The organism is Flavobacterium difficile, from assembly GCF_011392115.1.
Classification (GTDB): domain Bacteria; phylum Bacteroidota; class Bacteroidia; order Flavobacteriales; family Flavobacteriaceae; genus Flavobacterium; species Flavobacterium difficile.
The window spans coordinates 129949-143827 of sequence record NZ_JAAJBT010000001.1 but is presented as its reverse complement, the minus strand read 5'-3'; the positions used below and the strand labels follow the sequence as shown (position 1 = coordinate 143827).

Here is a 13879-nt window from a genome sequence, read left to right as displayed (position 1 = left end):
ATGCCACTTCACCCACTAATGCAAAAGTAGCATTCAAAAGATCATCCAATAAAAATTAACCGAATAACTCTAAATTTTCTCGAAACAAATCGGCGTAATAGGTAATTACATTTTGGTCGAAATACGGTTCGTTGTTAATTCTCCCAATCATTGGAACATTAGTCTTACTTAAAATGATACTTTCAGTAGCTTTATTTTCATCACCAGAAAAAATAATCCCAGCTACATTTAAATTTCTAGATTTTAAAGCCTCTAAAGTTAATAACGTATGATTGATACTTCCCAAATAATGACGAGAAACTACAACGACTTTATAATCGGGTTGAATTAAATCGATCACACAATCTGTATCGTTTAAAGGAACAAAAACACCTCCAGCACCTTCTACTACTAAATGGTTTGTGGTTTCTGGAGTACAAATTTTTTGTATATCGATTGAAATTCCATCAATTTCTGCTGCTAAATGTGGACTTGCAGGAGTATGTAACGCATAAGCATTTTTATGAAATTTAGTTTTAGCGTTAGAAATATACTTTTCTACTTTATGAGAATCCGATTGCTCTAAATCTCCAGCCTGAATAGGTTTCCAATAATCAGCTTGTAAAGCTTCAACAATTATAGATGAGGCAATGGTTTTTCCTACATCTGTTCCAATTCCTGTTATAAATAGTTTCATATATAATATTTAACCACAAAGTTCGCAAAGAAATCGCAAGGTTCACAAAGAATTGGTCTTAATATTTTGTGAAATTTTGCTTGCTAAAATTAAAATTCAAAAGCACAATTTTCGCACTTGTATTTTTGCTTGGCAAATAAAGGCATAGACAAAGTAAGTAGACCGTACATAAAAGCTAAAAACGATTTCACATCTTTAATACTAGTTACCATACTGATAGTTGTAGCGCCACAATTCGGACAAGTTAGCAACTCACCTTTATCATTAACAGAATATTCAGGAATAGCTGCCAAAATTTGCTTGGCCTTCATAACATCTTCCGATTTTACAAACAATTTCACACCACCAACTGCATTACTTAATAAAGGATCGGTATTTATCGTATTTTCATTTTGCAAAAAAACTTCTACGCCTTCTGATTCCAATTTCCCTTTAAACAAATACGCTTCAGAAGTATATTGATAATTGGCAATTTGATTAAACTTTACACTTTCCATAAATGATTTATTTAAATACTAAGGTACTCAATTCTGTTAAAACCTCTTGCATTTCTTTTTCCGAATTAAAAGAATGCAAACAAAAGCGTAATCTTTCTTGCCCTTCAGGAACAGTTGGTGAAAGTATTGCTTTTACTTCAAAACCTTTCTCTTGTAGTTGAGCAGCAATTTGTTTCACTTTATTATTTCCTGGAATTATAGCAGAATGAATTGCCGATTTACTATATACAAACATCGACTTTAAACCTAACAATTGCTTTTGTTGATTAAAAATACTTATAACATCTTTTAATTTTTGAAGTTCAGCAGACGAATTCAAATTTTGATATGCGATTAAAATCGTAGCTACTGCATGCGGCGAAAGTCCAGTCGTATAGATAAAACTTCTTGCGAAATTTACCAAATATGCTTTTAAACTTGCACTCCCTAATATTGCAGCACCATGACAACCTAAGCCTTTTCCGTAAGTCATTATTCGAGCGAAAATTTTATTTTGAAGTTGATGCGATTGTACCAATCCTTCACCTTTATCACCAAAAACACCTAAAGCATGGGCTTCATCAACTACTAAAAGCCCCTTAAATTTATCAGACACACTCACTAAAGTTTCCATATTTGGAGCGTCGCCATCCATTGAAAAAACAGATTCTGTAACAATGTAAATAGTTGGAGGATGTGAGTTAGCAAGTGTTAGTTTTTGAAGTAATCTTTCTAAATCTTCATAATCGTTATGATGAAATTTATATGATTTGGCGTGACTCATTTGAATACCATCGCGTATAGAGGCGTGACATAATTCGTCATAAAGTATAATATCATTTCGTTGTGGCACTGCACTAAAAAATCCCACATTGGCATCGTAACCTGAATTAAAAATTAAAGCCGCTTCTGAGTGATGAAACTCGGAAATATAGTTTTCTGCAACAGCATACAGATCATGATTTCCTGAAATTAATCGAGAACCTGTGGCACCGTTTATTTTAATGTTATGATCCACTAAATATTGGTGAGTGGCATCGAATATGTCTTCATTTTTTGCGAAACCTAAATAATCATTAGATGAAAAATCGATATTGTTTTTAGAAATTGGTAAAACACGTAAAGCATTTGCCTCTTCACGAAGTAGTAATTTTTGCTGAAGATTTTGTGGAAGTTTCATAAAGTAAAAATAAAAAAATCCCGATAAGAAAACACTTATCGGGATTGTTATTTTAATAAAAAACTGAATTAGTCGGCTAAAACAATTACTTTATTGTTATTCATTTCTATAGTACCAGAGTTAATAGCTAACCAATACGTTTGCTCGTTTACTTTCGTAAATTTTGCTTCATTGGCTTTATCAATATTAAAACTTGTAGCATTGATTTTTACATTTCCTTTTTGTAAAATGGAAACCACTGCCGCGTGATTGTTTAACATTTGAAATTCTCCATTAATTCCTGGAACCGATACTGATGTAACTTCTCCTGAGAATAAGGTAGCTTCTGGTGATACTATTTCTAAAATCATAATTTTATTAGTTTTCAGTCTCAGTTATAAGTCTCAGTTACTGCTAACTGATACTGTATACTGAATACTTATTATTACGCTTCTGCTAACATTTTTTCTCCAGCTTCGATAGCTTCTTGGATACTTCCTTTAAGGTTAAAAGCAGATTCTGGTAAACGGTCTAATTCACCATCCATAATCATGTTAAATCCTTTGATAGTGTCTTTAATATCTACTAAAACACCTGGAATTCCTGTAAACTGTTCTGCTACGTGGAAAGGTTGAGATAAGAAACGTTGTACTTTACGAGCACGAGATACGACTAATTTATCTTCTTCAGATAATTCTTCCATACCTAAAATCGCGATAATATCTTGTAATTGTTTGTAACGTTGTAAAATTTCTTTTACTCTTTGTGCACAATCATAATGATCATCACCTAAAATTTCAGGAGTTAAGATACGAGAAGTAGAATCTAATGGATCTACTGCTGGATAAATACCCAACTCGGCAATTTTACGAGATAATACTGTTGTTGCATCTAAGTGAGCGAACGTTGTTGCTGGTGCTGGGTCAGTTAAGTCATCCGCAGGTACGTAAACCGCTTGTACAGATGTAATAGATCCTTTTTTAGTCGAAGTAATACGCTCTTGCATCGCACCCATTTCAGTTGCTAAAGTTGGTTGGTAACCTACTGCAGAAGGCATACGCCCTAAAAGTGCAGATACTTCAGAACCTGCTTGTGTAAAACGGAAAATGTTATCAACGAAAAAAAGTACGTCCTTACCTTGTCCAGTTCCAGCTCCATCACGGAAATATTCTGCAATAGATAATCCTGATAAAGCTACACGAGCACGAGCACCTGGTGGCTCATTCATTTGTCCGAAAACGAAAGTAGCTTTAGACTCTCTCATCCCTGGCATATCTACTTTAGATAAATCCCATCCTCCATTTTCCATAGAGTGCATGAAATCATCACCATATTTAATAATACCTGACTCTAACATCTCACGAAGTAAGTCATTTCCTTCACGCGTTCTTTCTCCTACTCCTGCGAATACAGAAAGACCACCGTGACCTTTTGCGATATTGTTAATTAATTCTTGAATCAATACTGTTTTACCTACTCCAGCACCTCCGAATAAACCAATTTTACCTCCTTTTGCATAAGGCTCAATTAAGTCAATTACTTTAATACCTGTAAATAAAACTTCAGAAGAAGTTGCTAAATCTTCAAATTTTGGTGCCGCACGGTGTATAGACATTCCATTATCTCCGTCTTTAGGCAATTCACCTAAGCCATCGATAGCATCACCAATAACATTGAATAAACGACCATAAACATCTGGTCCAATTGGCATTTTGATTGGATTTCCTGTTCCAACCACTTCAGTACCTCTTGATAAACCATCAGAAGAATCCATTGAGATAGTACGAACTGTATTTTCCCCAATGTGAGATTGTACTTCTAATACTAATTTAGTACCGTCTTTTTTAGTAATTTCTAATGAATCATAAATTTTTGGAAGTTCGCCGTTAGTAGTGTCAAACACTACATCTACAACTGGTCCAATAATTTGTGCAACTTTCCCTGTAACTTTAGACATTGCTTATGTATTTATTTAATAGCTATTTATTAATGAAAAAAACATACTTTTTTCAGAGTGAAAAGATAGTTTTTTTAGATGCAATTATGCAATATATTTTTTGAATTTTTTTCAATAAAAAAGCGAAATAGTAATTATTTCGCTTTTTTATGTTATTCTACAGTAACTGATTTTGCCAAATTCCTAGGCTGATCTACATTACAACCTCTTAATACTGCAATATGATAAGACAATAATTGCAATGGTATTGTAGTTAATAATGGCGTTAAGGCTTCAGAAGTTTCCGGAATTTCAATTACGTGGTCTGCCAACGCTTTAACTTGAATATCACCTTTAGTTACAACAGCGATAATTTTTCCACTTCTTGATTTTATTTCTTGAATATTACTCACTACTTTGTCGTAATGTCCTTTATTTGGTGCAATTACAATAACTGGCATTTGCTCGTCAATTAATGCGATTGGCCCATGTTTCATCTCAGCAGCTGGATAACCTTCTGCATGAATGTATGAAATTTCTTTTAATTTCAACGCGCCTTCTAATGCTACTGGAAAATTATATCCTCTTCCTAAATATAATGCATTAGGTACATTTTTATAAATATCAGCGATCGTTTTAGCAACATCATTAGTTTGTAAAGCTTCCTGAACTTTTTCTGGAATCATTTCTAATTCTAACAAATAACGTTGGTAATCCGTGTGATTCATCGTTCCTTTCGCTTTTGCTAAACGTAAAGCTAAAAGCGTAAGAATTGTAATTTGAGTAGTAAATGCTTTGGTAGACGCTACACCAATTTCTGGACCAGCATGAGTGTAAGCTCCGGCATCCGTTTCTCTAGAAATTGAAGACCCTACCACATTACATACTCCAAAAACAAACGCTCCGTTTTCCTTAGCTAATTTTATGGCTGCTAAAGTATCTGCTGTTTCACCAGATTGAGAAATAGCAATTACCACATCATCTTTATTAATAATTGGATTTCTATATCTGAATTCTGATGCGTACTCAACTTCAACAGGAATCCTTGCAAATTCTTCAATTATATATTCCGCCACTAAACCAGCATGCCATGAAGTTCCACAAGCAATAATTAAAATTCGTTTGGCGTTAGTGAATTTTTCTAAATTATCTTCTACACCAGACATCTGAATAATGCCTTTGTTTGCTAACAATCTACCTCTATATGTATCTTTAATTACGTTTGGTTGTTCGTAAATTTCTTTCAACATAAAATGTTCGTAACCACCTTTTTCAATTTGCTCTAAATTCATTTGTAATTCTTGAACATAAGGATCAACTAAAGAATCATCTTTAATTTTACGAACTTTCATTGGTTTATTCAAACGAATAACAGCCATTTCTTCATCTTCTAAATAAATAGCATTTGAAGTAAATTCTATAAATGGAGAAGCGTCTGACGCTACAAAATATTCTTCTTCACCAATACCAATTGCCAATGGCGAACCTAAACGCGCACAAACAATTTCATCTGGTTTATTTACATCAAAAACCACAATTGCATAGGCTCCAACCACTTGGTTTAAGGCAACTTGAACTGCTTTTCCTAATTTTAAATTATCTGTCTTCTGAACATCTTCAATTAAGTTAATCAAAACTTCTGTATCTGTGTCCGAATGAAAAACATACCCTCTTTTAATTAATTCTTTTTTTAATGGTTCATAATTTTCAATAATTCCATTATGTACAATGGCTAATTTTCCAGAGTTAGAAAAATGCGGATGCGAATTTACATCATTAGGCACCCCATGTGTTGCCCAACGTGTATGTCCAAAACCAATATGTCCTTCTGTAGATATTTCTTTCGCTACTTTCTCTTCTAAATCGGAAACTTTTCCTTTAGTTTTACAAAGTTTTAAATCTTTACCATCATATAAAACAAGACCAGCACTATCGTAACCACGATATTCTAATCTTTTTAATCCTTTAATTATAATTGGATATGCGTCTCTATGACCAATATAACCTACGATTCCACACATATATATAAGAGTTTAGTTTGGTTTTGTAAAATGAATTGTTAATTTTAATTTTTTATCTGCTTCTGATGGTAAAGAAGGATTAGTTCCATACAATACCACACCTTGTTGCGCAATAATTGAAGATGCCGGGAAAAATTTAATATCATCTTCAGTATTAGAAGGTGTATTACTAATATCTAAAGGATTTTTATAGTAAAAATTACCTGTAATTGAAATGTTTTCTGTAATACACAAACCTAGTCTCACATTTTTATTAATATTAACATTACTACTATTAATAAGATTGTTAATATGTTGAGAAATTCTTATTTTATATTTAACGGCTTTCCTATCAGCAGTTTCGTCTCTTTGTACAATTCCATCAAAAATAAGCTTATTTCTTTTACTATTTGAAGAAGTACTAGCATCAAAAGCATAATCTACCAATACCTTTTGGTTAGTAGCATCAAATAAATATAATCTTTCTGCCTCTTGGTATTTAGAATTACCGATCATTTTAGACTTATCTACATAAAATTCCAAATAAGCATCATTAATTAGCCATCCTTTAAGCCTTAATTCTTCTAATTCATCTGGTACCTGATTAGACCCAGGAACGAAAACTCCATTAATAATTTGTTTTACATCTGTATCGCCAAAAACATCCATATAAACTACAGAGCCTTTTCCACCTTTTATATACAATCTTTCATTCTGACCGAATATTGGGCTAGAAGAATTAGTAAAATCATTCGCAGGATTAGACAAACCTGTATTGTAATCACCTGCATAAGTGTAGTCTTGTAACGAAACCGTATTACTTGATGCGTTTGTTCCTAAGCTTAACAAAAGCGTTTTAGAAGTTGCCGTGGTTGCACCTGCATCAATCGAACTGTAATTAATGTTAAGTTTTGCATTGTTAAAATTAAGCATAGCCATTGCGCCTTGTTGCCCAGGTAATTGTTCCATTTTGAAATACAAACCCTTAAAGTATTGTTTAAAATTGTTATTATTAAACAAGTTTGTACTTGAAGCTTCTAAAATAGTTTTCTTAAAGAAAGCTTTGTTTAGTGTTAAATAAATTCCTGGTGACAAACGCTCTTTCACAACTCGTAAAGCAATAGCACTCGGGCTATCCGATTGATCTGCTAAAGGAACATCATTTACGTCAACAAATTGTAAAATACCTAATGTAGTATTAAATTTTTGTTTGTAAATTACAATTTCAGCATTGTTAAAAAAGAATTGGTCGTTTTCAGCAGTATTTGGACTATCATTTAATCTTGTCCCATTGGCTGTTGAATTACCAGCACCATCATGACCTCGTTTCTGATTTTCGATTAAATTACCCATATCTGAATAGTATTTTGCCATCTCATCTTGGTTTGCACCTCCAAAAGAACTTAAAAAATAACCATTTTCATAGACATTCAATCTCATTTTGCTGATTTTTCCTGTTTCATTTTTAGAGTATATAGAATCTAATGTATATTCTCTAGAACCATCATTATTAGTAGTTTTTACAGTACTAAAATATGGCACATACAACGTAACATTTTCTACCTGAACATTTGTTCCAAATGTTGGCTTTTCTGTTCCTAAAGCAACTTGAGTAACAAAATTTGCCTTAGTTTCTCCGAAATACGGATTGTCGTAAAAACCAAGTGGATTTATAGGTAAATTATTAGTTTGAACTTCTCCTGTTCGAACAGAATATGCTTTTAAACCTTGTACTTCGTACGTGTCAAAATCAAAATGTTCATTACCAACTAAATCGGCTCCAATTGTATTAAAATCTTGATCACAAGAAATAAAAAACACGGAAACGGTTGCAAATAAAAGTGCTATTTTCTTTTTCATTATTGTTATTCTACTTTATTTTTTAAAAACTCTAAATATGCTTCTTTAAACATTTCTTTCGGTGTGAAAGGTAAAAAAGGTTTTTTCGAAGTTTCTATATATTTTGTTAAATCTGACGACAAGTCATTTGAAGCAATAATAATTCCATCTGAATGATCAATTGTTGCTTTCATTAAATTATTAAAAACCGGTTCTTTATAAATGGAAATTGCCGATTCTGGTAAATTATCATAAGCTAATTTAGTTATCATTTCTTTATCTAACGCACCTTCAAAATCGGTTGCATAAACAGAAGTAATAATTTTAGTATCTTCAAAAATACCTTCGTCTTTATAATAATGTTTCAAATAAACAGGAAGCAATGAAGCCAACCAACCATGAACATGAATAATATCTGGTACCCAATTTAATTTTTTAACTGTTTCAACAACGCCTTTTGCAAAGAAAATGGCTCTTTCATCATTATCAGGATACAAAACACCTTCTTCGTCAGAAAAAGTGGCTTTTCTTTTAAAATATTCATCATTATCTATAAAATAAACCTGAATTCTTTCTTTGGGTATGGATGCTACTTTAATAATCAAAGGCATATCCATATCATTCACTACCAAATTCATCCCAGAAAGTCGAATTACTTCGTGTAATTGATGTCTGCGTTCGTTAATATTCCCATATCTAGGCATAAAAATTCTTATCTGCCCCCCAACTTCGTTAATCATTTTTGGCAGTTCATAAGAATGTAATGACACTTCATTTTCAGCTAAATAAGGCACTACTTCAGATGATACATATAATATCCTCTTGTCATTCATAAAAAAAATGTTATATTTTTGTTTAATATGCAAAATTATAAAAATTTATGGACTTATCTACTAAAATAGTAAGTTTGCACTTTATTATATTATCCTATGTACGTTTTTCAAACACAAAAAGAACTTCAACACGAGCTAAACAAAGTAGAAAATAAATCTAAAAACATTGGTTTTGTTCCTACTATGGGCGCTTTACACAAAGGACACCTTTCGTTATTAGAGCAATCTTTATCTCAAAACGAAATTACTGTTTTAAGTATTTTTGTTAATCCCACGCAATTTAATAATGCAGAAGATTTAAAAAAATACCCAAGAACTTTAGAAAAAGATGTTGAATTAGTTGAAAAATTAAACAAAAATATTCTCATTTACGCACCAAGTGTATCTGACATTTACGAAGGAAACACCATTTCTACAGCGTTCAACTACGATGGACTTGAAAATCAAATGGAAGGCAAACACCGTCCTGGTCATTTTGATGGGGTCGGTACGATTGTAAAAAAACTTTTCGAAATTGTACAACCTACAAATGCTTATTTTGGAGAAAAAGACTTCCAACAACTTCAAATTGTAAGAAAGTTAGTTGCGAAACATAAAATTCCTGTTACTATTGTCGGTTGCAAAATTTTCAGAGAAACAAGTGGTTTAGCGATGAGTAGCAGAAATGAAAGACTTTCTGAAAGCGCAAGAAAAGAATCTAAACTAATATATGAAATACTTTCTCGAGCTAAAGAAAAATTTGAAACTAAATCGGCAAATGAAACAGTTTTATTTGTGGAAAATGAATTTAAAAAACATCCCAATTTCACCTTAGAATACTTCGAAATCGCTGCAGAAGACACACTTTTAACCTGCAAAAGAAAAATTAAGAATAAAAAATACAGAGCTTTTATTGCCGTATTTATTGAAAATATTCGTTTAATTGACACTATTTCGTTAAAATAAATTATTATTTTTGTGTGAAATAATTAACTTTGCAAAATGCAAATACAAGTAGTAAAATCTAAGATACACAGAGTTTCTGTTACTGGAGCCGATTTAAATTATATTGGAAGTATTACAATAGACGAAGCTTTATTGGAAGCAGCAAATATTGTAGAAGGTGAAAAAGTAGCTATTGTTAACGTTAATAACGGAGAACGATTAGAAACCTACGCCATCAAAGGCCCAAGAAACACTGGAGAAATTACATTAAATGGGCCTGCTGCCAGAAAAGTTCACCGTGGCGACATCATCATCATAATCGCTTATGGAATTATTGACTTTGAAGAAGCTAAAACATTCAAACCTTGTTTGGTTTTCCCTAATGAAAAAGACAATTCTTTAACGTAGTTTTGAAGGCGAGTTTAAGTAAAATTGCCTCGTTATTTGTGCCGTTACTTCTAGGTTTCGGACTAATATATTATCAATACACTACCTTATCTGAGGAAGAACTCTATAAAATAAAATCGTGTTTTGAACAAGCCGATTATTTTTATATTTATCTTTCGCTGTTTATTGCTTTGTTCGGCTATTGGGCTCGTGCTTATCGTTGGAAGTACTCTTTATTACATTTAGGTTATCAAACCGATTTTAAAAATGATTTAATGTCTGTTTGTGTTTCCTATTTTATGAATTTAACGATTCCAAGATCTGGAGAAATAACAAGAGCAGCCTTACTAAAAAAATACGAAAATGTTCCATTTGACAAAGGTTTTGGAACTATAGTAGCCGAAAGAATTGTTGATTTGCTTATCTTTTTTCTGTTTGTAGGATTAGCTTTTATCCTTCAATTTGAAAAATTATATGGCTTTATTAAAGAGAAAATCGCCTTCGAAAAAATTATGCTTTATGCTGGTGTTGGAATTATTTTTTCCCTACTATTTCTTTTAATTTGGATTTATGCAGAATGGAACATCATAAAAAAATTAAAAAATAAATTATCAGGCTTGATAGAAGGCATGCTAAGCATCTTAAAAATGAAAGACAAATGGAAATATATTTTCTTTTCTTTCTTTATTTGGCTTTCTTACTTATTAATGTTCTACGTAACCATATTTGCCTTACCAGAAACTACAAATATTAGTTTTGACATTGTAATTATGGGTTTTATCTTTGGAAGTTTAGCAGTCGGTTTTACCAATGGTGGATTAGGAGCTTATCCATTGGCCATCGCAATGATTTTTTCTATTTATGGAATTTCAAATGATATTGGAACAGCATTTGGTTGGTTGATTTGGACTTCACAAACTATTTTAACCATTTTACTTGGTTTATTATCTTACGCTTTTTTACCACTATACAATAAAAAATAATTAGTATATTGCTGCTTTATTTACAAAACCAATAACACATGAAAATTAAAGCTCTCCTACTATTTATAATGGTTTCGCTTGCTACTTTTGCTCAAAAAGTAGATGAAAAAATTCAGTCTAAAAAACTCAATGAAGAAAGAACTTTTTCAATCATACTCCCAGCATCTTATGAAAGTAATCCTGAAAAAAAATATCCAGTTTTAGTACTTTTAGATGGTGAATATTTAGCAGATCCTTTTTCAGGAATATTGAAATACGGAAACTATTGGGATGATCTACCGGAAATGATTATTGTAGCCATAAATCAAAATTACGGTGAAGCACGTTTTAACGATAGTAATTTTGGAGAAGAAGGCTTACCTAAAGATTCAGGGGCAAAATTTTTCGAATTTATCGGTTTCGAATTGTTACCCTATGTACAACAAAAATATAGAACTTTACCTTTTAGAATCATTGCCGGACACGATACAACTGCAGGGTTTTTGAATTTTTACATCTATAAAGACGACCCTATTTTTAATGCATTTATTTCTCTTTCACCTGAAATGGCACCATCGATGGAAGAAAGAATTGCTGAAAGATTATCAAAAATTCAACAACCTATTTTTTATTACCAAGCAACTTCAAAAGCTGATTTGGAGGAAATTCAAGAGAACACTAAAAAGTTAGACGATTTTGTTAAAGAAATAAAAAATCCAAATGTAACTTACAGATACGATGTGTTTCAAAATACTTCACATTACTCTTTAGTTGCAGAGGCTATTCCAAGTGCTTTTTACTTCATTTTTAAGGGTTACCAACCGATTTCAAAATTAGAATTCAATGAAAAAATTTTAAAACTAGAAAGCGGATATGCGCAATATTTAATAGACAAATACGATTATATCGAGAAAAAAATCGGATTAAAAATGCAACCAAGATATTCTGATTTTAAAGCTATTGAAGCAGCCATCATGAAAAACAAAGCGTACTCAGATTTAGAAATTTTGGGTGATTATGCCGACAAACAATATCCTAAAACTATGTTAGGAACTTACCACAGAGGGTTATACTTTGAAAAAATCGGACAATATAAAAGAGCAGCTAAAGAATATCAGAACGCTTATACCAAATCTGAAATTGGTGACTTAACAAAAAACTATATTCTAGATCGTGCAGAAGCCTTAAAATCTAAAAAAGAAGTAGAAGTAAAAGAAGAAAAACCAGCGGAAACTCCGGCAGAAGAACCAAAAAAAGACGAGTAACCCTCAAATTAATCCAACAAAAATAAATGGCTAAACTAAAAACTTCTTTCTTTTGTCAAAGTTGTGGCACTAACTATGCAAAATGGTTAGGACAATGTACTTCTTGTAAACAGTGGAATACCATTGTAGAAGAAATTATTCAAAAAGAAGAAAAACAAGCCTGGCGAAGCGCTTCATCTGAAGCAAAAAAAGTGGCCAAACCTTTGAAAATTAATGAAATTTCGACATCAGAGGAAGTAAGAATGAACACCACTGATGGCGAATTAAACCGCGTATTAGGTGGTGGTTTAGTTCCAGGTTCTTTAACACTTTTAGGTGGCGAACCTGGTATTGGAAAAAGTACGCTTTTATTACAAATTTCATTAAAATTACCTTATAAAACGTTATATGTTTCTGGAGAAGAAAGTCAGAAACAAATAAAAATGCGTGCCGAAAGAATTACGGGTCAAACGGATAATTGTTTCATTTTAACCGAAACCAAAACTCAAAATATTTTTCGTCAAATTGAAGAAATTGAGCCAGAAGTGGTAATTATTGATTCGATTCAGACCTTACATACCGAATACATAGAATCTTCAGCAGGAAGTATTTCTCAAATTAGAGAATGTACTGCCGAACTGATAAAATTCGCTAAAGAAACCAATGTTCCTGTAATTCTAATTGGTCATATTACCAAAGACGGAACTATTGCAGGTCCGAAAATTTTAGAACATATGGTCGATACCGTTTTACAATTTGAAGGCGACCGAAATCATGTATACAGAATTTTAAGAGCGTTAAAAAACCGATTTGGTTCTACAGCCGAATTAGGTATTTATGAAATGTTAGGCAACGGATTAAGAGAAGTTTCAAACCCGTCTGAAATATTAATTTCTAATAAAGACAATTATTTATCTGGAACCGCAATTGCTACTACAATAGAAGGCATGCGACCGTTAATGATAGAAATTCAGGCCCTTGTTTCTACAGCCGTTTATGGTACACCTCAACGCAGTACTACGGGTTATAATCTGAAAAGATTGAACATGATTTTAGCCGTTTTAGAAAAACGCGCAGGCTTCCGTTTAGGTGCGAAAGATGTATTTTTAAATATCACTGGCGGAATCAATGTTGATGATCCTGCGATTGACTTAGCGGTTGTAGCAGCCATTTTATCCTCTAACGAAGACATTACGATTGATAAAGATTTTTGTTTTGCTGGCGAAGTAGGTTTAACTGGCGAAATACGTCCAGTGAATAAAGTCGAACAACGCATTCATGAAGCAGAAAAATTAGGTTTTTCAACCATTTTCGTATCGAAACACAATAAAATCAATCCAAAAGATTTTAAAATTGATGTACGAATGGTAAGCAAAATTGAAGATTTAGTGGAACAATTGTTTGGGTAAAATAAAAAGGAGACTAACTAATAGTTACTCTCCT

The 13879-nt window shown here is 32.3% G+C and carries 13 protein-coding genes; 5 read left to right on the top strand and 8 right to left on the bottom strand.

Annotated features, from left to right (window positions below; genetic code table 11):
• Positions 1-55 precede the first annotated feature (55 nt).
• The 8 genes from bioD to G4D72_RS00595 all read right to left on the bottom strand — a co-directional run bounded on the left by bioD (position 56) and on the right by G4D72_RS00595 (position 8919).
• On the bottom strand, positions 56-676 hold the full coding sequence (bioD, locus tag G4D72_RS00630; RefSeq protein ID WP_166075646.1) for a dethiobiotin synthase: 621 nt from the start codon (positions 674-676) through the stop codon (positions 56-58).
• A gap of 89 nt (positions 677-765) precedes the next feature.
• A complete protein-coding gene (locus G4D72_RS00625; RefSeq protein ID WP_166075645.1) occupies positions 766-1173 on the bottom strand; it encodes a putative signal transducing protein in 408 nt (135 codons plus the stop codon).
• A 7-nt stretch (positions 1174-1180) separates the two neighbouring features.
• Positions 1181-2332: an aminotransferase class I/II-fold pyridoxal phosphate-dependent enzyme gene (locus G4D72_RS00620; protein ID WP_166075644.1), complete on the bottom strand. Its 1152-nt coding sequence runs from the start codon at positions 2330-2332 to the stop codon at positions 1181-1183.
• 68 nt (positions 2333-2400) lie between these two features.
• Complete coding sequence (locus tag G4D72_RS00615; RefSeq protein ID WP_166075643.1) at positions 2401-2682, bottom strand: F0F1 ATP synthase subunit epsilon; 282 nt, start codon at positions 2680-2682, stop codon at positions 2401-2403.
• Between the two features lie 74 nt (positions 2683-2756).
• Positions 2757-4268, bottom strand: a complete 1512-nt coding sequence (gene atpD / locus G4D72_RS00610) for a F0F1 ATP synthase subunit beta (RefSeq protein WP_166075642.1) — start codon at positions 4266-4268, stop codon at positions 2757-2759.
• A gap of 152 nt (positions 4269-4420) precedes the next feature.
• The gene (gene glmS, locus G4D72_RS00605; RefSeq protein ID WP_166075641.1) at positions 4421-6268 is read right to left on the bottom strand and encodes a glutamine--fructose-6-phosphate transaminase (isomerizing); all 1848 of its coding nucleotides are present in this window, start codon (positions 6266-6268) and stop codon (positions 4421-4423) included.
• A gap of 12 nt (positions 6269-6280) precedes the next feature.
• Positions 6281-8107, bottom strand: a complete 1827-nt coding sequence (locus G4D72_RS00600) for a DUF4270 domain-containing protein (RefSeq protein ID WP_166075640.1) — start codon at positions 8105-8107, stop codon at positions 6281-6283.
• Between the two features lie 5 nt (positions 8108-8112).
• Positions 8113-8919: a glycogen/starch synthase gene (locus tag G4D72_RS00595; RefSeq protein WP_166075639.1), complete on the bottom strand. Its 807-nt coding sequence runs from the start codon at positions 8917-8919 to the stop codon at positions 8113-8115.
• A gap of 96 nt (positions 8920-9015) precedes the next feature.
• On the opposite strand from G4D72_RS00595, the gene panC reads away from it, so the two are divergent.
• From panC to radA, 5 genes are read left to right on the top strand one after another with little or no spacing between them, the layout of a single operon-like run.
• On the top strand, positions 9016-9864 hold the full coding sequence (gene panC / locus G4D72_RS00590; protein WP_166075638.1) for a pantoate--beta-alanine ligase: 849 nt from the start codon (positions 9016-9018) through the stop codon (positions 9862-9864).
• Positions 9865-9900: 36 nt separating this feature from the next.
• The gene (gene panD / locus G4D72_RS00585) at positions 9901-10251 is read left to right on the top strand and encodes an aspartate 1-decarboxylase (protein WP_166075636.1); all 351 of its coding nucleotides are present in this window, start codon (positions 9901-9903) and stop codon (positions 10249-10251) included.
• A gap of 38 nt (positions 10252-10289) precedes the next feature.
• Positions 10290-11213: a lysylphosphatidylglycerol synthase transmembrane domain-containing protein gene (locus tag G4D72_RS00580; RefSeq protein ID WP_317165216.1), complete on the top strand. Its 924-nt coding sequence runs from the start codon at positions 10290-10292 to the stop codon at positions 11211-11213.
• 38 nt (positions 11214-11251) lie between these two features.
• On the top strand, positions 11252-12457 hold the full coding sequence (locus tag G4D72_RS00575) for an alpha/beta hydrolase (protein WP_166075635.1): 1206 nt from the start codon (positions 11252-11254) through the stop codon (positions 12455-12457).
• Between the two features lie 26 nt (positions 12458-12483).
• Positions 12484-13845: a DNA repair protein RadA gene (radA, locus tag G4D72_RS00570; protein ID WP_166075634.1), complete on the top strand. Its 1362-nt coding sequence runs from the start codon at positions 12484-12486 to the stop codon at positions 13843-13845.
• The last annotated feature ends 34 nt before the right edge of the window (positions 13846-13879 follow it).